Here is a 17,649-nt window from a genome sequence, read left to right on the forward strand (position 1 = left end):
GCTTATTGATTAGTTCACGAGGAGGTATAAAAGATGATGAAATTTGGAATTGCAGTTTTCCCATCTAAAAAGCTACAAGATTTAGCAAATTCTTACCGAAAAAGGTATGATCCTCATTATTCATTAATACCGCCGCATCTTACAATAAAGAATCCGTTTGAAGCAACAGATGAGGAAATTCGTGAAATTGCGAAAAAGTTAGCGAAAGTTGGGGAACAAACAAAACCCTTTACCTTACGTGCGTTTAAGATCAGTTCTTTTCAGCCTGTCAACAATGTCATTTACATGAAGGTGGATTCAACCCCTGAACTGCTTGCTCTTCATGATGCACTTCATACTGATGATCTTGGCGGTGCGCCGGAGTTTTCATTTGTGCCTCATATCACCATTGCGCAAAAACTCTCGGATGATGAACATTCGGATGTTTATGAATCTTTACGGATGGCCGGCGTGAACCATGAAGAAACAGTAGACCGTTTCCACCTGCTTTACCAATTGGAAAATGGTTCATGGACTGTGCACGAAACCTTCCGTATTGGAAAGGACGAGTAAAATATGAGGGTAGTACATGCTTTGACTGAACAGGATAAACAGATTGCTTTTGCCCTGCGAAAAGCGGTATTTGTAGAAGAACAGGGCGTTCCTGAAGAAGAAGAGCTGGACGAACTGGACAGCACTTCTGAGCACTTTCTTTTATATGCCGGAAATGAACCTATAGGTGCCGGACGATTCCGCTCCTATGATAACGCGGGAAAATTTGAACGTATTTGTATTCTTTCTTCACACCGTGGGAAAGGCGCCGGCTCATTTATAATGAAAGAAATTGAAAGGTTCGCTGGGAAAAACGGTTTTCAAACGTTACGATTGAATGCCCAAACGCAGGCTCTTTCATTTTATGAAAAATTGGGTTACCGTATTACTTCAGAAGAATTTTCAGACGCCGGAATTCCTCACAGAGCGATGGAAAAAGTTTTATAAAAAAGATGCCAGACGAAAATACTTCGTTTGGCATCTTTTTTTGTTTAGATCAAGTCATTTATATAAAGACCTTTTCCTGTATATCTAAAATGATCTGAAGGCTGAATTTTGTCAGACAGCTTTTTCTTATCTTCTTTTCGATTGTCAAAACAAACTTTTTGAGCCCCAGTGAAACAATTATAAGGAGCAATTCGGTTAATGGGAAGGATCCGATACCGGGGGTCGTTCCTCCTTACCCTGTCAGCGTAATGCTGGTACTGAATTGAACTGCGCGGCTCAATATATCCCAACTGTCACTCCTCCCCCCAAAAAAGGATTGTTAATGAAGAATACCCTGTTTTATCATTAACTAACCCATTAACAGCAGAGTACTACTCAATTGGGATAAACGAATTATTTTTTATTGATCATATCGGTAATCGTATTAAAATCAATTGATTTACCTTTAGCCGTTATCGTTTCAACAATTTTGTCTTCCAATTCTTTTGTAATCGGCTTATTTGCAACAGTTGATACTTGTTTGATTAGCTTACGTACTGTTTTATCATCTTTAAAGTCCGCATTTTGAAATGCCTGTGCTAATGAAAAAACGTTCTCCATGCTAACACCTGTTTTTTGTTCAATTCGTTTAAAAAAAGCATCATTCATCATATTCCCCTCCTCTATCATCTCTAGCATTATATGTAGAGGCTTCCTGATTGGTTCAAAAGGAGCTCAAAATAAAAAGTGGAACCCTTAAAGGATTCCACCATTTGTATTAGCAAAAACTTGCACCGACAATAATTAACAGGATGAAGAGGACTACAATTAAAACGAATGTAGAGTAGCCACCACCGTAGCCACCACCGTAACCACAGCCACAGCCTCCATAGCCGCCACCGTAACCGCCGTAACCAAACATGAACCTCACCTCCCCCTTTCCTTCTTTCATATACTATGAGTGGTTTTACTCAAAGGCGTGGGCGAAATAAGGGTTTTGAGTGATTATCCTTTTGGTTTAAATAAAACAGCACCGATAAAGCCAAAAATAATGGCTGCAGATATACCGGAGCTGGTTACTTTAAACATACCGGTTAACACACCGATTATTCCATGCTTTTCCGATTCCTCCATAGCCCCGTGAAGCAGGGCATTCCCAAATGATGTAATAGGAACTGTAGCACCTGCGCCAGCAAAATCAATTAATGGCTCATAAAGACCAATTGTATCAAGCACAGCACCTGCTACAACAAGCGTGCTTAAAGTATGAGCTGGCGTCAGCTTCCCGACATCCATTAAAAGCTGTCCAATCACACAAATTGAACCTCCAACTACAAACGCCCAAAAAAAGAAAGGCAACATGATTTAACTCTCCCTTCCATGCCTGGAACTGTTATCAGCGCATACCAGTTCAACAGCGTGTGCAATACAGGGGATGGATTCTCCCTGCTGAAAGGTAAGAGGTGATAATAAAGCTCCTGTAGCAACTGCAAGAATTTTTTTAATTGAACCTTTTTCTAATTCTTTTAAAAAATGACTGTAAATCATCATTGCGGAACAAGCCGGTCCACTTGCACCAGCCTGTACAGCAGGATCATCAAGGTACATCAATTTTCCACAATCGAGAAATTGTTCTTCCTTAAAGTGCCAGCCTTTTTCTTTTAATAAATCTTCCGTAATACTATGGCCGATCCAGGCCAAATCCCCGGTAACAATTAGGTCGAAATCTTCAGGGGACTGATTCGTCTGCCTAAAATGACGGTCAATCACATCTGCTGCAGCAGGCGCCATAGCAGCCCCCATATTAAACGGATCCTTAATTCCTTTATCCAGCACTTTTCCAATTGTTGCTTTTTCAATATGTGCAATGGCTTTATTTTGTGATGATTCTCTTCCTATTAAAGCAACACCTGCTCCAGTGACTGTCCACTGTGCGGTAGGAGGTTTTTGACCGCCATACTCAGTCGGATAACGAAATTGCTTTTCGACTGCTGCATTATGGCTGGAGGCACCAGTCAGCACATTGTCACAATAACCGCCGTCAACCAATGCTGCCGATAAAGCAAGTCCTTCCATAGAAGTGGCACATGCACTGAATAAACCTAAATAAGGGGTTGAAAATGTTCTGGCAGCTAAACTTGATGGTGTAATTTGATTTATTAAATCTCCCATTAAAAGGGCGTCAATATCTTCTGCCAGCACAGCTGACTTTGAAAGAACCGTATCCACTGCATCTTCAATTAAGATCCTATTTGCTTTTTCAAAACTGTCCTGCTCCATCCAAAGACTGTCTTTACAAGCATCAAAAATAGAGCTGTAAGGGCTCTTCTTTTCAAAAGGGCCGCCTATTACTCCTGTAGAGAGGATAGAGGGTTTATGTTGAAAGATCCATGTTTTCCCCTGTTTCATCCAATCACTCCCCATTGGATAAGAAGCGTTTTAATGATTGCAAGGAAAAAAGCCGATACCACGCCAAAGACGATTACTGAGCCTGCCAGCTTAAACATATTCCCTCCTACCCCCAACACATATCCTTCTGTTTTATGTTCGATGGCAGCGCTGATGATAGCATTACCAAAGCCCGTAACAGGAACCGCGCTTCCTGCTCCTGCAAATTGACCCAGCCTATCGTATAGTCCCAGCCCGGTGACAATCATTGCAAGAAATATCATTACCGACACAGTCGGATTTCCAGCTGTTTGTTCGGTAAACGAAAAATATAATACGAATACTACGGTTACAGCCTGTCCTATCGCACATATAAGGCCGCCTACCAGAAAAGCTTTTACACAATTCAGCAGAACAGGACGCTTCCGGTCATGAACTGCTGCAAGGTCCTGATAAGCTTTTTGACTTGCCGACTGCTTTTTCAAAACGTCTCCCCCTAAGTCATTTCGTTTTTTAAATGGATTATCTCATAGAGTTTTTTTTCAGCCTCTTGACCAGTCAGTTCTTTTTTTTCCCACTGTTCATAGAGGTTGTAGGACTCAAGAAAGATTTTAAAATCGCTTGATACATCTACATCCTTATCAGGAAACTCATCTTTCAGCCATGTTGTAAGCTTCTTTTCAATTGATTTCATCTTAAACCGGTTAAGATGACGAACTTTGTACGTCACAAGAATTTTGTCTTTGGCTGCGATTACAACCGTGTCATAAATTTCGTCCGTATCCTCAATTTGCTGTTTTATTGATGACACCAAATCCTTATGTCCATCATGGATAATCATTTCTGCCGGACCTACTTTCTGAAAAACAGCACAGCCTCCAAGAAGCAAAATAATCATCATTAATAAACCCAGGCGACATATTTTCATTTTTCATCCCTCGCAATATTCAGTTCAAATGTTTTTTACTCCTATCTAGTTTGTATCAGTTTTAAAATTTCATGCTTATTTAGAAAAAACAAGGCGCATGACTATTCCAATAAGGAACCTGATGAATACTTTATATAGAATCCAATGTAAAGGAGGAGAAATTAATGAGCTGTTGTGGAAAAAATGATAGCGTAAGGGATTTTGAAAGCTGCGTATGCGAGGTGGTACGTGCAATTAAGGATATACAAGATGCTGAGGTAGAATGTCCGCCTTGTCTGACTAGCTGCTTCCTGGAGCCACTTGGAGATCTAACAAGCCCGTCACGCAGACATCCTGCGGATACACGTGTATTCGTTTTAAAAACGAAAGATGGTTCACCGTTTCACGCGTTTTTCCATGAAAATCATGGAAAAGAACACGGCTGTATTTCAATCTACTTCCGAGTAGAAGACATTTTTGATAACTGCTGTGCTACACTTCGTGTGCTTAAGCCAGTTGATAAAGAACGCGACACTGTAAACCTGTTTACAGACTGCGGATCTAAGCTGAATTTAAGCAAGCTTTGTAAAGTTGATTATTTCGAGGCAACGGATAGCTGTATCACAGTCGACCTGAAATGCTTCTGTGCAGTACAATGTATTAAAGACGTATATCTTGATATTTGTGACTGAGGATGAAGCGATCCCCCCTGATCGTCATCAGGACTTGGTAGGGAACCTGTATAGATGCGAAGGCAGATCTCTTATATAACATAGTAATAATTCAATAATCCATTCGTGTTGAAGCACTTACATGTTTATTCGAGTATTTGTTTACCTTTAATTTAATATACCGTTCGATCTTTCTACGAACAAATTAAACCGCCCTGCATCAGCAGGGCGGCCTTTTTATTAGCTAATAAAAATATTCAGAAGCTCCTCTTTTTTTCTCGTGACGATTTCTCCCTCTTTTACTGTAATGCACAGCTCCTCTTCATCACAGGATTCCAGTACACCTCTAACATGTGTTTTATCACTAAAAACGAACATGCACATAAAAGGAGCTTTTTTCCCTATAAAAGGCTTTAAATAATCCAGTCTTTCTTCTACATCCATATCCTTAAAAGGCTTTAATTGTTGAAAACGAGGTTTCTTCATATCATGTTTTGGTGCAGTTTCTTCTTGTATTTCCATTTCCTCTTCGGGCTCTTCTTTATGAGCAGTGTGATTTTTTTCTTTCTTCACATGTCCAAGCGGCTCCACACTAAATTTTTTCTTTGAAGCTGGTTTTTTTATTTTTGCATCTGAATCTGCCTCTTTTGATCGCGTGGTTTGATACACTTGCTGCATCGAAGGTTTGGCGCAGTCAAATTTAGGCTGATTAATGTATAGTAAGGGATTATGTGAACGCTTATTTTCATCTTTGTTTTTCATGGGAATCCCCTTTCTCATTCGTCTTCTTGAATAAAGTATATGAGAAAGTTAAATAAAGATGATTTTTTGCTAAAAAAAGATGTATTTCCATAACTGGACCCTGAAATAGAATGAGGGTAAGTGTGGGGATATAATGAAGACTGTACAGGAGACCGGTTCATTTCCGCTGCATTGGATGATCAAAAATATAAAAAGAATGCTCTCACGAAAATTTTTGATGTGAGAGCATTCTTATGGTTTTTGTCTTAATTTACCATTTAAACATTAGCCTACAATATGATAGCCGGAGTCCACATGTAAATTTTCTCCTGTTATTCCGCGTGAATAGTCACTGAATAAGAATGCTGCTGTGTCTCCAACTTCCTCTGGCGTCGTATTTCTGCGAAGTGGTGCTTTTTCTTCAATTTCTTTTAAAATCGAGTTAAAATCGCCAATGCCTTTTGCAGACAATGTTCGGATTGGACCAGCGGAAATAGAGTTTACTCGAATTCCATCTTTTCCTAAGTCCCCTGCAAGGTAGCGGACACTCGCTTCTAATGAAGCTTTTGCCACTCCCATAACATTATAATTTTGCAGAATGCGCTCTCCGCCAAGATAGGTTAGTGTTACAATACTTCCGCCTTCAGTCATCAGCTTTCGTGCTTCCTTCGCAACAGCTGTTAGTGAATAAGAGCTAATATTATGTGCTAACAAAAAGCTGTCGCGGGTTGTATTCAAATATTCACCCTGCAGATCTTCTTTTTGGGCAAATGCGATACAGTGGGCTACCCCGTGAATCACGCCAACCTTCTGCTGGATCGTATTAAAACATTGTACAATCTCTTCATCGTTAGTTACATCACAAGGCAGCACATGTGGATGGTCACCTTCAAGTGACTCCGCAAGTTCTCTGACACCTTTTTCAAAACGTTCACCAGCATATGTAAAAATAATTGATGCCCCTGCCTGATCTAAAGAGCGGGCAATTCCCCAGGCAATACTCCGTTTATTAGCAACGCCCATTACTACGAATGTTTTTCCTTTTAAAGATAAAGACATAATATGATCCTCCCGTATTAGAACAAGTTATTAGTACCTGATACTAATTTAACACGATCCCTCTAAACAAGCAATGTAAAAAAACCAGCATCAAAAATGCTGGCTTCTCTGGTTAGACTAAATAACTCATAAAGGCAGTTGCAATTCCGAAATAAATAAGAATACTGAAAATATCATTAATGGTGGTTATAAAAGGTCCTGAGGCAACTGCGGGATCTATATTGAATCTGTCCATTACCAGTGGCACAAGCGATCCGGCCAATGTAGCTACAACTAAAGATGCCAGTATCGATATTCCAACAAGGATGCCCAGATAAATAGAGCCCTGCCAAACGTAAACGATTCCGATCACAATAATTCCACAGGTCGTTCCGGTAATTAAACCGGTGCCTGCTTCCCGCATGATCAGCTTCCATTTGCTTTCTTCTCTAATATCCCCTGTTGCAATGCTTCGAATGGCTACCGCCAAAGCTTGAGTGCCGGTGTTTCCAGCCATTCCGGCAATCAAAGGGATAAATACAGCTAAAATTGCCACCTGTTCTAATGTCGCTTCAAACCTGCCGATTAAATTCGCGGTTAACATGCCTAAAAATAACAGTGCGATCAGCCATGGGAGCCTTTTCTTTGCTGCCCCAAACGGCGTCCGGTCCCTGGAATCCATGTCTGAAACCCCGGCTAATTTTGAGTAATCATCCGATGCCTCTTCATCCAGGACATCAATTATGTCATCTACTGTGATAATTCCAAGTAAATGATTTTGAAAATCCACTACCGGCAAAGCTAAAAAATCATAATCTTTCATCATTCTCGCTGCTTGCTCCTGGTCAACACCTACAGAAACAGAAACAACACGGTCAGACATTATTTCTTTTATCAGTGTATCTTCATCAGCCGTAATCAGATCCCGAAGTGAAACAACACCAGATAGCTGCCGCTCCTCGTTTATAACAAACGTATAATAAATTGTTTCTGCACTGGGAGCTTTATTTCTCAGAATAGCCATTGCAGATCGAACAGTTGAATGTTCAGGTATTGATACGAACTCAGTGGTCATGATGGAACCGGCTGTATATTCCTCATAATGCAGTAAATCTTTAATTTCCTGAGCTGATGACTTATCCATGATGGTTAAGTAGCTTGCCACTTGATCCTTGTTAAGTTCATTAAGTACATCAACCGCATCATCCGTGTACATATTAGATAACATATCTGCTGCATACTGCGGATTCATTTCCGCTAAAATAGGTTCATACTCTTCATCATCTGCATCAAGGTTTTCAAAAATGTCAGCCATCTCTTCAGGAGATAGACATTCATATATCCTTTCGCGCAATTCACCCGGCAAACGCAGATAGAACTTCGCCCGGTCATATGGATGTAGATTAAAATACTCTTCTCTAAATAATTCAATCTCATGATTTTGAAGAGTGCGAACGAGCAGCTCTTCATCGAGCATGGTTTGTTCGTATTCCTGGTTTTGATCCGCCAACACGTTCACTCTCCTTTCTTCAACAATAAATCATCATTATACTAGCAGATTCTCTGGTACTTGTCGCTTATTTATCTTATAGAAACGTGTTAAACTCTTTTCATTATCATCTTTTAAGGGAGGCCTTTTATGCTTATAGATATAATTGGTGACATTCATGGCTGCCGAAAGGAATGGGTCGCTTTGACTGAAAAGCTGGGTTATAAATGGACTGATGGGCTGCCTGTTCATCCTGATGGCAGAAAGCTCGGTTTTGTTGGTGATTTAACCGATCGCGGACCGGATTCACTTGGTGTTATAAATGATGTTTATCATCTGTTTACCCATGATGCCGCCTATTATGTTCCAGGAAACCACTGCAATAAGCTTTATCGCTATTTAAAAGGCAATAATGTTAAAATAATTCATGGTTTAGAAACAACCGTGGATGAATTAAATCGGCTGGATTCTGACGAAAAAGAGCTAATTACAAAAAAATTTATCGAGCTATACGAAAAATCTCCACTATACCAGGTACTCGACAACGGTAAGCTGGTCATTGCCCATGCAGGAATCCGCCACAAGGATATTGGAAAATTGAGCAAACAAATTACGACGTTTGTTCTTTATGGTGATATTACTGGAGAAATAAACAGTAAAGGGCTTCCGGTCCGAAGAGACTGGGCGAGAGAATATAACGGCGACGCCTGGGTCGTGTATGGCCATACTCCTGTTCATCAGGTCCGATTTAAAAATCAAACGGTTAACATTGATACGGGAGCTGTATTTGGAAATTTACTATCGGCACTTCGTTATCCTGAGATGGAAGTTGTGTCAATACAGTCAGGTATGGATTTCATTGAAGAAAAGTTTCGGGATTTTGACTGAGAATAAACATGCAGAAAGCACACAGCTATTGTGCGCTTTCTGCATGTTTACGATAAAAGAGCATGCATATCTTCCGGCAATGGAACTTTGAATGTCATCGGCAATCCAGTGAATGGATGAATGAAGTTCAATTCACTGCAATTCAGAGCCTGGCGGCTGATTAACTCCTGCCTTCCGCCGTATAAGTCGTCGCCCATAATAGGATGGCCTATTGACTGCAAATGAACCCTGATCTGGTGAGTGCGCCCTGTTTCAAGCTTTAATTGAACTACTGTGATGTCAGGGCGGCTGATTATCGTTTTATAATGAGTAATGGCTTTTTGTCCATCCTCCCTCACTTCGCGCTCAATAATACTTGAATTTTTCCGTCCGATAGGAGAGCAAATAACTCCTTCTGGCGGATTTATGCGCCCGTGGACAATGGCTGTATAAAAACGATGGACACTTCCTCCCTGCTGCATCTTGCTTATTAAGTGATGAGCATGCGTATGTTTAGCTACAAGCATGATGCCAGAGGTGTCCCGGTCTAATCTGGTTGCAATATGAACTGCACCAGGATAATTCTGGAGTTCATATTTTCCTGTAATGGCGTTAGCCACGCTGCCAAATGGATGTTCTCGTGACGGGATTGTATTCATATAAGGAGGTTTGTTAATCACTAACACCCAGTCATCTTCATATAAGACATCTAATTGAATCGGTTCCCCTTTTAATGTCCTGCTTCTTTTTTCCACAGGGAATGTGATTTTCACCTCATCCCCTTTGGCAAGCTTCCTTCTGACAGTCGATTCCACGCCATTAACTTCTATTTTTCCGCCGTCGTATTTTATGTGTGTCAATGAACGTTTGGAAATATCCTTGCACTTCAAGAAATCTCTTAATAACTGGTCCTGTTCAGGCTCTGCTACAGCCCATTGCAGGGTAAGCTGCGGTTGGTTCATGGTATCTCCTTATCCGTCAATAAATGAATCATGTACTCTCTTCCAAAAAGGAAAAGGCCTGAATCGTGCGAATCGAATTTTCTCATCCGCTACGCGATATTGAATCGATTTTACATCTTTATGTACTAAAGTTAAATGGTCAATCGTGATTAGGAAATCTGATCTATTTACTGGTTTAAGCATACAGGTATGATGCGCAGGCATTATTAAAGGCGACCCAACCGTTCTGAACACCCGGTTATTGATCGATGCCATTTCAGCTAATTGGATCGAAGGCAGAGAAGGGTGGATTATAGCTCCGCCCAACGCCTTGTTATAGGCAGTACTTCCAGATGGAGTGGATAAACAAAGACCGTCCCCTCTGAAAATTTCAAAATGCTGTCCGCGTATTTCAACATCCATGACGAGTGTGCCATCCACACTTTTAACGGTCGATTCATTAAGGGCTAAATATCTTGTTTCACGCCCGCCGCTTTTGTATCGAATGATGGCTTCAATTAAGGGATATTCAATGATTTGGTAGGGTGTTTTCGCTATAGCAATAACCAGCTTTTCGATTTCATCCGGAACCCAGTCCGCATAAAAACCAAGATGTCCTGTATGAACACCAACAAATGCTGTTTCGGATAGCCGGGAGCTGTAACGATGAAAAGCATAAAGCAACGTGCCGTCCCCGCCTACTGATATGACAATCTCGGGTTCGTCCTCATCATAAACTAAATTAAAATCCTTCAAATACGTTCTCATTTTGTGCATGAGTGCGTTTGATTTAGCGTCACCTTTAGATGTTATCGCAAATTTCATTACAGGTTCACTCCTTATCCTCGACGGTCCCCATAGCTTCTTCTCCTGCTTGAGCGCTCTTTGCTCTGATCCTTAACCTGATCTACCTTCTTCTCTTGAAAAAATGCTTGTGCTTCCTGAATTTCTTCCCGAATCTCTGACATTTCTTCATCTAATCTAAAGGCTGCTTCAGCTGCCCGCTGCAAGCGATTTTGAATATCCTTCGGGAACTGCCCCTGATATTTATAATTCAGAGAATGCTCAATCGTAGCCCAAAAATTCATTGCCAGGGTGCGTATTTGAATTTCAGCCAGTATATTTTTTTCACCCTCTATTGTTTGTACGGGATATTCAATAATTACATGATATGAGCGGTAACCGCTCTGCTTTTTATGTGAAATATAATCTTTTTCTTCAACGATCGTGAAATCCTTGCGTTTTCTCAGTAATTCCACTACTTTTTCAATATCATCCACAAACTGGCACATCATGCGCAATCCCGCAATATCCTGCATTTCAGTTGCCAATTTTTCCAGAGGCACATCTTTTTCATTTGCTTTATCCAATATGCTGGCAATTGGTTTAACTCTTCCCGTTACAAATTCAATAGGAGAATGGGACTGCTGCAGCTGAAATTGATTTCTCATGCCTTTTAATTTTGTTTTTAATTCATCAACTGCCTGTTTATATGGTTCAATAAAGGATTCCCAATGATTCATGCCCATCACCTCAATAGTATTGGAGTGTTAAGTTATGAAGATAGTTAATTGGCTGGGTTTGAGTCTGCTGATATAAAGATTGACTCAACCTTATTAACCATTTCTTCCCCATAGTTACTATTACCCTCAATATTAAAAATTAAATACTCGATCTCATCTTTTAGTTGAATGAGGGGCATTTTATTATTCCCAATATGCACAAAGATCTCATTTTCTTTGTCCATTGCTGTTTTTAATTCCTCCCATATAAAATCGGGCAGGTACAAATATGTATATTCATCCCCTTCTTCCGCTAAATAAACAAATGAAAGTTCATCTGAATCAACGATCAATTGTCCGCTCGGAGAAAGTTCACCAATTTGTTCTGTAGTTTCCCCTTCTAAAATCAATTGATTTTCTATGTAAGAGGTACGATTTAACCAAACTTTTTTTCTCATTGCTTATGTTCTCCTTTCATCACATCTTCCCACTCATCTTATCACATCCCCCATCCTTCTTACATCACACCATTGCAGAATAAGAAAAAACAATGGATAATACTAAATGCGTAAGGGGGCGTTTAGGGGCGACCGGCATAAGACGACCGGCACAGAAAGGCGCTTTTTGCCTTTTGGGCAGGGCGGCTTATGTCCCGAGCCCTTGCCCACTGAAGCTGGATAATACTAAATGCGTAAGGCGCTTGTTCAGCTGCGACATGCATAAGACAGGGGGATCAGGTGAGCGGTTTTTGCTCACTTGGTCTCCATGGCTTATGACTCGAGCAGCTAGCGCCTGGAGCTGGATAAACTAAATGCGTAAGTGGGCGTTTAGGGGCGACCGGCATAAGACGACCGGCACAGAAAGGCGCTTTTTGCCTTTTGGGCAGGGCGGCTTATGTCCCGAGCCCCTGCCCACTTAAGCTGGATAATACAAAAAGCGTAAGGCGCTTGTTCAGCTGCAACAAGCATAAGAATTTAGGAGTGAAAGCCATGAGCCAGGAAATAGAAATTGAGTTTAAAAATCTATTAACAAAAGATGAGTATCTGAAATTAAAAAATACTTACACAAACCATAAAATGATTACGCAAGAAAATCATTATTTTGATACACCCTTTTTTCACCTAAAGGATATGGGGTCAGCTCTTAGAATCCGGGAAAAAAGCTATGGCTTCCAACTGACGCTTAAACAGCCGGTGAAAGAAGGGATTTTAGAGACCCACCAGAAACTTACTCCTTCTGAAGCAAAGGACATGCTGGAAAACGGAGGACTTATCGCCGGAGAAGTTTCTGACCTGCTTGTTAAGGCCGGTATCCCCATCCAGGAGATCATACACTTTGGCAGCTTAAAAACCGACCGAATAGAGGTTCCACTTGGAAATAATCTTCTTGTTTTAGACCACAGCAAATACTTAAACAAGGAAGATTTTGAAATGGAATTTGAAGTGAAGGATCGAATTGAAGGCGAGAGTATATTTAAAAAACTGCTTTCAAACTATAAAATTCCTGTAAGAAAAACCGATAATAAAATTAAACGATTTTACCAGGAAAAAATTCGACAAGCCACTTAGGGAGGATAGTAATGAACATAGATGGAACAAAACTTTTTTTGCAGGCACAAACGCTTCGCAGCCTCGGTTCTCAATACCAAAATACTGAGTCTTCATTTAATCAGTCAGATTTATTTCAGCTGCTTTTCCAGCAGGCAGCTGCAGAAGTAAATCAAAATCAATTAGGGAGTGTCGGAGATTTAATTTCAAATAACGCAAATAGAAACTTCATGCAGCCCTTCAAGCCCCCTTTATCTGTACAGGCGTTATTACAAGATACCGATGTCCCTGAATCAACTCCTGCAGGGAAATCATCAAACAGCTTAATTGAAGAAATTATTACCGGAGCCTCAAAAAGTTACGGGGTACCTGATAAGCTGATTCGTTCAGTAATCAAACACGAATCTAATTTTGACCCCTCCGCAGTAAGTCATGCCGGTGCATCCGGTCTAATGCAGCTAATGCCAGGAACGGCAAAATGGCTGGGGGTTGAAAATATATTTGATCCGAAAGAAAATGTTTATGCAGGTGCCCGGTATCTCCGGGATATGCTTAACCGCTATGACCAAGATATAGAAAAAGCACTTGCAGCCTACAACGCGGGTCCTGGAAATGTCGATAAATACAATGGTATTCCCCCATTCAAAGAAACAACCAATTATGTAAAAAAAGTAATGCATACCTATTATTCATAATAACTACTAGTCTCCTCCAAAGGACTCAGACTAGTAGTTTTTTACATATTTTTAGAATTCAAGTCTATATATTTGAGAAAAAATACATGCGTTGCTACAATGATTGTACATAAAATAAAAAAAGGAAGTTGCAGGCATTAGAAGGCAAGCTATTTCGGTATAGGGTCTTTTAACCTTCTGGAGCGTTTTCTTTATGCTCACTAACCAATTGCATGCCTTTTTTGAGCAGGCAAAATAAATCATAAAGGAGTTAAATTCATGGTTGATCGAATCCCTACACCTTATGAAACAATTGGTGCAGATAAACTTTATGAACTTGTCCAGACTTTTTATCATAAAGTTGCGCATCATCCTGAATTAAAAAGTATATTTCCCGAAGATTTTACAGAGACAATTAGAAAACAAGAACAATTTTTAACACAATATCTTGGCGGACCTTCTCTTTATACAGAGGAACATGGTCATCCTATGCTTCGTGCCCGTCATATCCCGCACGAAATAACTCAAACACGGGCACAAGCATGGCTTGATTGTATGTCAATTGCCATGGAAGAGGTTCAGCTTGAAAGTGAACTTCGCGATGCCTTATTTTACAGACTTTCATTAACTGCACAACATATGGTTAACACTCCCGAAAAAGCAGAGGGTGATACAGATTGACGGCAAAACACTGGACTGATTCGAATTGGCAGGACATGGAACAAAAGCCTTTAGAGATCTATCTTTTTGTAGACCCAACATGCCCTGATTGTTGGGCTTTAGAACCGATCATAAAAAAACTCAACATTGAATATGGACCCTATCTTCGAATTAAACACGTTTTAAGTGTGGATTTATCATCATTAAACAATGCACGCAAGAAGTTATATTGCAAAACCAAAAACATTGAAGATGTTTCATCAAAATCAAATTCTATTGGCAAAGAAATGGTTGATAACCCAATCACCTCTCCTTTTGTAGCATCTGTTGCGATTAAAGCCGCAGAACTGCAGGGAAAAAGGGCTGGGACCCGATTCCTTCGGATGCTGCAGGAGCAGCTATTTATCAAGCAGCTGGATGTGTCAGATTTTGATGTGTTAAAAATGTGTGCTGATGAAGCTAAGCTTGATTTAGATGAATTTTTTCAGGATATGCATTCCGCTTCAGCTTCAAAAGCATTCCAATGTGATGTGAAAATTGCTTCGGAAATGGATGTAGAGAGTACTCCGACATTGGTTTTCTTTAATGAAAACATTGAAGATGAAGGAATTAAAATTGACGGAGTCTATCCATACGAGGTTTATGTACAGATTGTTGAGGAAATGCTCCTGAATAAACCAGAAAAGCAGCAGCTGCCTTCTATGGATGCTTTTTTAGAGAAACACAAGCTTGTAGCGACCCCTGAGGTTGCAACTGTTTATAACCTTTCTTTGCAGCAAGCCGAAAAAGAATTGAAGAAACGAATGTTCCAACAAAAGATAGAACTGATCAACACCAAGCATGGAGCTTTTTGGCGCCATCTTGAGTAGGAGTTCTTTTAAATCATTATTCATGAATAAGCAGAAAAGCCCTCATCAAATGATGAGGGCTTTTCTTTACGAACAAAGGGGATGGGAGAAATTTTTCACGGTCAAACAAAGGGGTATATGTTTGCTTGTGATCAACTTCACAGGGATAGTTTATCATGTATTTACAAGTATGACAAGCAGAAACAAAGTTCTAATGTTTTCCCTGATTGAATATAGGAAGATAGGGGGGATTTTAATGAGAAAGTGGATTGGTGCATTTTGGTTAGTAGCGATCATTGGTGCGTTTACTTTACAAGTGTTTGCATTGCTAAAAATTTTTCCTATCGTTATATCTTCCCTAATTATGTTTTCAGTTATCTTTTTGGCGATTATCTGGGCAACTTCAAAACATCGCTTTCGTGGTTTTTCACCCTTTGCTAAAAGAAAATTTTAAAGGGTTAATCAGTGTGTAAGCCACATGATTAACCCTTTTTCTTTATTGTTTAATTTTGTTAACGATGGTTGATGCCGCAGTTTAACAAAGTCTACTGTTTAGATAAAAGCTCTTCCATTTCATTTAGTTTTTCTTCAAAAACCTTGCAGGCTTCCTCAATCGGTGCAGAAGTAGTCATATCCACCCCTGCTTTTTTCAGCACTTCAATTGGATAGTCAGAGCTTCCTGCTTTTAAAAATTCATTGATATAGCGATCTACTGCCGGCTGGCCCTCTTCTAAAATTAATTTACTTAACGCTGTTGCTGCGCTGTAGCCGGTAGCATATTGGTAAACATAATAGTTGTAGTAAAAATGAGGAATCCGGGACCATTCCAGACCGATTTCTTCATCCACTACTACTTCATCACCAAAGTATTTTTTATTAAGGTTATAGTATTCCTCTGTCAGTGAATCAGCAGTTAACGCTTCTCCATTTTGAGCTTTTTGATGAATAATATGCTCGAACTCAGCAAACATTGTTTGTCTGAATACGGTACCGCGGAAGCCTTCAAGGAAATGGTTTAAGATATATAAACGTTTCTTTTCGTCTTCCAGGGTGTTTAACAGATAATCATTTAAAAGCGCTTCATTACAGGTTGAAGCAACCTCTGCCACAAAAATTGAATAGCCTCCATATGGATAGGGCTGGTTTTTGCGTGAATAATAGCTATGAACACTGTGACCAAACTCGTGTGCTAATGTAAACAGATTGTTCACATTGTCCTGCCAATTCATCAGTATATAAGGGTGCGTGCCGTATGCACCAGAAGAATAGGCGCCGCTTCTTTTCCCTTTATTTTCTTCTACATCCACCCATCGGTTTGACAGACCTTCCTCTACCACCTGCTTATAGTCTTCTCCAAGCGGAGCAAGTCCATTTACCATCAGTTCCTTGGCTTCTTCATATGGAACCTTCATGTTTACGTCTTTTACAAGCGGAGTGTACAGATCGTACATATGAATTTCATCCAGCCCTAATATTTGTTTGCGAAGCTTTACGTATCGATGCAGTAGGTGCAGATTATTATTTACGGTATTCACTAAATTTTCGTATACCTCTTCCGGGATACTATTATTAGACAAAGCAGCGTGTCTTGCTGAATCGTAATGGCGGACGCGTGCTGAGAAGTTATCTTTCTTAACCTGACCGCTTAAAGTAGTTGAAAATGTATTTCGGAATTTGCCATACGTTTTATAGACTGCTTTAAAAGCGTCTCGTCTAACTCGTGGATTTTCACTTTCCAAAAAATTAATATAGCGGCCATGAGTGATCTGTACTTCATCTCCGTTTTCATCTTCAATCGTAGGAAATTCAAGGTCTGCATTATTAAGCATGTTAAAGGTATTGCTTGCAGCACCTAATGCTTCAGAAGCTTCTGCCAGCAACGCCTCTTGATCAGCTGACAGGACATGAGGACGCTGTGCATTGATTTCTTCGATCGCATGCTGATAAATTCTTAACTCTTCTTTATCTTCTAAGAAAAACTTGATCTTATCTTCTTCAATGGAAAGTATTTCAGGAAGCATAAATGCAAAAGCACTGCTGATTTGTGATGCAAGATTTTTCGCGCGATCATCCAGACCCTGATAAAAAGAATTTGTAGTGTCCTGGTCATAGCGCATATGTGAATATGTATACAACCTGCCCAACCGTTCCATAATATCGTCCTGCAGTTTTAATCCATTATAAAAATGGTCGGCACTTTCACCCAGAGTATCTCTAATTTCCGCAGCTTTTTTTGAGTCCTCTTGAAGCGATTTGTACTCTTCGTTCCAATCAGCATCAGTTGAAAAAATGTCTTCTAATTTCCACGTGTTTTCTTCTTTGATTTCATTGCGCGGAGGCAATGATTTTACTGTATTTTCATTCGCCATAGAGATCCTCCTAGATTCATTCTTTAAACTTTCTTTATTTTCTCTTTTTT

Annotated in this window: 23 protein-coding genes; 9 read left to right on the plus strand and 14 right to left on the minus strand. The window is 40.0% G+C overall.

The features are described from left to right. Positions 1–36: 36 nt before the first annotated feature. Positions 37–552, plus strand: coding sequence for a YjcG family protein (locus E2R51_RS06150; protein ID WP_133376354.1), 516 nt, complete (start codon positions 37–39; stop codon positions 550–552). Positions 553–555: 3 nt separating this feature from the next. Then, positions 556–978: a GNAT family N-acetyltransferase gene (locus tag E2R51_RS06155; protein ID WP_133376123.1), complete on the plus strand. Its 423-nt coding sequence runs from the start codon at positions 556–558 to the stop codon at positions 976–978. 393 nt (positions 979–1,371) lie between these two features. On the opposite strand, the gene spoVIF is transcribed toward E2R51_RS06155, so the two are convergent. The 6 genes from spoVIF to E2R51_RS06185 all read right to left on the minus strand — a co-directional run bounded on the left by spoVIF (position 1,372) and on the right by E2R51_RS06185 (position 4,273). After that, positions 1,372–1,629, minus strand: coding sequence for a sporulation-specific transcription regulator SpoVIF (spoVIF, locus tag E2R51_RS06160; protein WP_306462113.1), 258 nt, complete (start codon positions 1,627–1,629; stop codon positions 1,372–1,374). Positions 1,630–1,735: 106 nt separating this feature from the next. Continuing rightward, entirely contained in the window at positions 1,736–1,879 is a 144-nt protein-coding gene (locus E2R51_RS06165) for a YjcZ family sporulation protein (RefSeq protein WP_133376124.1), read from the minus strand. Between the two features lie 83 nt (positions 1,880–1,962). Beyond that, positions 1,963–2,319 (minus strand): stage V sporulation protein AE, encoded by a 357-nt coding sequence (gene spoVAE / locus E2R51_RS06170; RefSeq protein WP_133376125.1) that lies wholly within the window; start codon positions 2,317–2,319, stop codon positions 1,963–1,965. 3 nt (positions 2,320–2,322) lie between these two features. Next, entirely contained in the window at positions 2,323–3,366 is a 1,044-nt protein-coding gene (gene spoVAD, locus E2R51_RS06175) for a stage V sporulation protein AD (RefSeq protein ID WP_133376126.1), read from the minus strand. Continuing rightward, the gene (spoVAC, locus tag E2R51_RS06180) at positions 3,363–3,830 is read right to left on the minus strand and encodes a stage V sporulation protein AC (protein ID WP_133376127.1); all 468 of its coding nucleotides are present in this window, start codon (positions 3,828–3,830) and stop codon (positions 3,363–3,365) included. Before spoVAC ends, spoVAD begins: the two co-directional genes overlap by 4 nt. Positions 3,831–3,841: 11 nt before the next feature. Beyond that, positions 3,842–4,273 carry a sporulation protein gene (locus E2R51_RS06185; protein WP_133376128.1) on the minus strand — a complete coding sequence of 144 codons (432 nt, stop codon included), beginning with the start codon at positions 4,271–4,273 and terminating at the stop codon, positions 3,842–3,844. Between the two features lie 164 nt (positions 4,274–4,437). Between E2R51_RS06185 and E2R51_RS06190 the strand changes: the two genes are divergently transcribed. Continuing rightward, positions 4,438–4,944, plus strand: a complete 507-nt coding sequence (locus E2R51_RS06190) for a CotY/CotZ family spore coat protein (protein WP_133376129.1) — start codon at positions 4,438–4,440, stop codon at positions 4,942–4,944. A 219-nt stretch (positions 4,945–5,163) separates the two neighbouring features. On the opposite strand, the gene E2R51_RS06195 is transcribed toward E2R51_RS06190, so the two are convergent. From E2R51_RS06195 to mgtE, 3 genes are all read right to left on the minus strand, one after another. After that, positions 5,164–5,685: a CotO family spore coat protein gene (locus tag E2R51_RS06195; protein WP_165967151.1), complete on the minus strand. Its 522-nt coding sequence runs from the start codon at positions 5,683–5,685 to the stop codon at positions 5,164–5,166. A 264-nt stretch (positions 5,686–5,949) separates the two neighbouring features. Then, on the minus strand, positions 5,950–6,723 hold the full coding sequence (fabI, locus tag E2R51_RS06200; RefSeq protein WP_133376131.1) for an enoyl-ACP reductase FabI: 774 nt from the start codon (positions 6,721–6,723) through the stop codon (positions 5,950–5,952). A 112-nt stretch (positions 6,724–6,835) separates the two neighbouring features. After that, positions 6,836–8,212, minus strand: a complete 1,377-nt coding sequence (gene mgtE, locus E2R51_RS06205; protein WP_483299907.1) for a magnesium transporter — start codon at positions 8,210–8,212, stop codon at positions 6,836–6,838. 129 nt (positions 8,213–8,341) lie between these two features. On the opposite strand from mgtE, the gene prpE reads away from it, so the two are divergent. Further along, positions 8,342–9,079 carry a bis(5'-nucleosyl)-tetraphosphatase PrpE gene (gene prpE / locus E2R51_RS06210; RefSeq protein ID WP_133376132.1) on the plus strand — a complete coding sequence of 246 codons (738 nt, stop codon included), beginning with the start codon at positions 8,342–8,344 and terminating at the stop codon, positions 9,077–9,079. 47 nt (positions 9,080–9,126) lie between these two features. Here prpE and E2R51_RS06215 read toward each other — a convergent pair whose 3' ends face one another. Genes E2R51_RS06215 through E2R51_RS06230 form a run of 4 tightly spaced genes read right to left on the minus strand, consistent with a single transcriptional unit; the run spans position 9,127 to position 11,959 of the window. Further along, positions 9,127–10,020, minus strand: coding sequence for an RluA family pseudouridine synthase (locus tag E2R51_RS06215; protein ID WP_133376133.1), 894 nt, complete (start codon positions 10,018–10,020; stop codon positions 9,127–9,129). A gap of 9 nt (positions 10,021–10,029) precedes the next feature. Continuing rightward, positions 10,030–10,824, minus strand: a complete 795-nt coding sequence (locus E2R51_RS06220; protein WP_133376134.1) for an NAD kinase — start codon at positions 10,822–10,824, stop codon at positions 10,030–10,032. A 14-nt stretch (positions 10,825–10,838) separates the two neighbouring features. Beyond that, positions 10,839–11,522 (minus strand): GTP diphosphokinase, encoded by a 684-nt coding sequence (yjbM, locus tag E2R51_RS06225; protein WP_133376135.1) that lies wholly within the window; start codon positions 11,520–11,522, stop codon positions 10,839–10,841. Between the two features lie 44 nt (positions 11,523–11,566). Continuing rightward, positions 11,567–11,959 (minus strand): UPF0738 family protein, encoded by a 393-nt coding sequence (locus tag E2R51_RS06230; protein WP_133376136.1) that lies wholly within the window; start codon positions 11,957–11,959, stop codon positions 11,567–11,569. Between the two features lie 531 nt (positions 11,960–12,490). On the opposite strand from E2R51_RS06230, the gene E2R51_RS06235 reads away from it, so the two are divergent. From E2R51_RS06235 to E2R51_RS06255, 5 genes are all read left to right on the plus strand, one after another. Further along, complete coding sequence (locus E2R51_RS06235; protein WP_133376137.1) at positions 12,491–13,069, plus strand: CYTH domain-containing protein; 579 nt, start codon at positions 12,491–12,493, stop codon at positions 13,067–13,069. Between the two features lie 11 nt (positions 13,070–13,080). Continuing rightward, the gene (locus E2R51_RS20095; protein WP_133376138.1) at positions 13,081–13,743 is read left to right on the plus strand and encodes a lytic transglycosylase domain-containing protein; all 663 of its coding nucleotides are present in this window, start codon (positions 13,081–13,083) and stop codon (positions 13,741–13,743) included. A gap of 258 nt (positions 13,744–14,001) precedes the next feature. Beyond that, entirely contained in the window at positions 14,002–14,403 is a 402-nt protein-coding gene (locus E2R51_RS06245; RefSeq protein WP_133376139.1) for a globin domain-containing protein, read from the plus strand. Beyond that, positions 14,400–15,251, plus strand: coding sequence for a ClpXP adapter SpxH family protein (locus E2R51_RS06250; RefSeq protein ID WP_240732969.1), 852 nt, complete (start codon positions 14,400–14,402; stop codon positions 15,249–15,251). The genes E2R51_RS06245 and E2R51_RS06250 overlap by 4 nt, the downstream gene beginning before the upstream one ends. 235 nt (positions 15,252–15,486) lie before the next feature. Then, entirely contained in the window at positions 15,487–15,684 is a 198-nt protein-coding gene (locus E2R51_RS06255; RefSeq protein ID WP_133376140.1) for a hypothetical protein, read from the plus strand. A 91-nt stretch (positions 15,685–15,775) separates the two neighbouring features. On the opposite strand, the gene pepF is transcribed toward E2R51_RS06255, so the two are convergent. Further along, positions 15,776–17,599: an oligoendopeptidase F gene (pepF, locus tag E2R51_RS06260; protein WP_133376141.1), complete on the minus strand. Its 1,824-nt coding sequence runs from the start codon at positions 17,597–17,599 to the stop codon at positions 15,776–15,778. Positions 17,600–17,649: the final 50 nt, after the last annotated feature.

Origin of the sequence: Jeotgalibacillus sp. S-D1, from assembly GCF_004358665.1 — a bacterium.
Taxonomy (GTDB): domain Bacteria; phylum Bacillota; class Bacilli; order Bacillales; family Jeotgalibacillaceae; genus Jeotgalibacillus.

Bases quoted from the DNA above. Each gene is read 5' to 3' on its own strand.
- E2R51_RS06150 (WP_133376354.1), top strand. From the start codon at position 37: ATGAAATTTGGAATTGCAGTTTTCCCATCTAAAAAGCTACAAGATTTA.
- E2R51_RS06155 (WP_133376123.1), top strand. From the start codon at position 556: ATGAGGGTAGTACATGCTTTGACTGAACAGGATAAACAGATTGCTTTT.
- spoVIF (WP_306462113.1), bottom strand. From the start codon at position 1,629: ATGATGAATGATGCTTTTTTTAAACGAATTGAACAAAAAACAGGTGTT.
- E2R51_RS06165 (WP_133376124.1), bottom strand. From the start codon at position 1,879: ATGTTTGGTTACGGCGGTTACGGTGGCGGCTATGGAGGCTGTGGCTGT.
- spoVAE (WP_133376125.1), bottom strand. From the start codon at position 2,319: ATGTTGCCTTTCTTTTTTTGGGCGTTTGTAGTTGGAGGTTCAATTTGT.
- spoVAD (WP_133376126.1), bottom strand. From the start codon at position 3,366: ATGAAACAGGGGAAAACATGGATCTTTCAACATAAACCCTCTATCCTC.
- E2R51_RS06185 (WP_133376128.1), bottom strand. From the start codon at position 4,273: ATGAAAATATGTCGCCTGGGTTTATTAATGATGATTATTTTGCTTCTT.
- E2R51_RS06190 (WP_133376129.1), top strand. From the start codon at position 4,438: ATGAGCTGTTGTGGAAAAAATGATAGCGTAAGGGATTTTGAAAGCTGC.
- E2R51_RS06195 (WP_165967151.1), bottom strand. From the start codon at position 5,685: ATGAAAAACAAAGATGAAAATAAGCGTTCACATAATCCCTTACTATAC.
- fabI (WP_133376131.1), bottom strand. From the start codon at position 6,723: ATGTCTTTATCTTTAAAAGGAAAAACATTCGTAGTAATGGGCGTTGCT.
- prpE (WP_133376132.1), top strand. From the start codon at position 8,342: ATGCTTATAGATATAATTGGTGACATTCATGGCTGCCGAAAGGAATGG.
- E2R51_RS06215 (WP_133376133.1), bottom strand. From the start codon at position 10,020: ATGAACCAACCGCAGCTTACCCTGCAATGGGCTGTAGCAGAGCCTGAA.
- E2R51_RS06220 (WP_133376134.1), bottom strand. From the start codon at position 10,824: ATGAAATTTGCGATAACATCTAAAGGTGACGCTAAATCAAACGCACTC.
- yjbM (WP_133376135.1), bottom strand. From the start codon at position 11,522: ATGAATCATTGGGAATCCTTTATTGAACCATATAAACAGGCAGTTGAT.
- E2R51_RS06230 (WP_133376136.1), bottom strand. From the start codon at position 11,959: ATGAGAAAAAAAGTTTGGTTAAATCGTACCTCTTACATAGAAAATCAA.
- E2R51_RS06235 (WP_133376137.1), top strand. From the start codon at position 12,491: ATGAGCCAGGAAATAGAAATTGAGTTTAAAAATCTATTAACAAAAGAT.
- E2R51_RS20095 (WP_133376138.1), top strand. From the start codon at position 13,081: ATGAACATAGATGGAACAAAACTTTTTTTGCAGGCACAAACGCTTCGC.
- E2R51_RS06245 (WP_133376139.1), top strand. From the start codon at position 14,002: ATGGTTGATCGAATCCCTACACCTTATGAAACAATTGGTGCAGATAAA.
- E2R51_RS06255 (WP_133376140.1), top strand. From the start codon at position 15,487: ATGAGAAAGTGGATTGGTGCATTTTGGTTAGTAGCGATCATTGGTGCG.
- pepF (WP_133376141.1), bottom strand. From the start codon at position 17,599: ATGGCGAATGAAAATACAGTAAAATCATTGCCTCCGCGCAATGAAATC.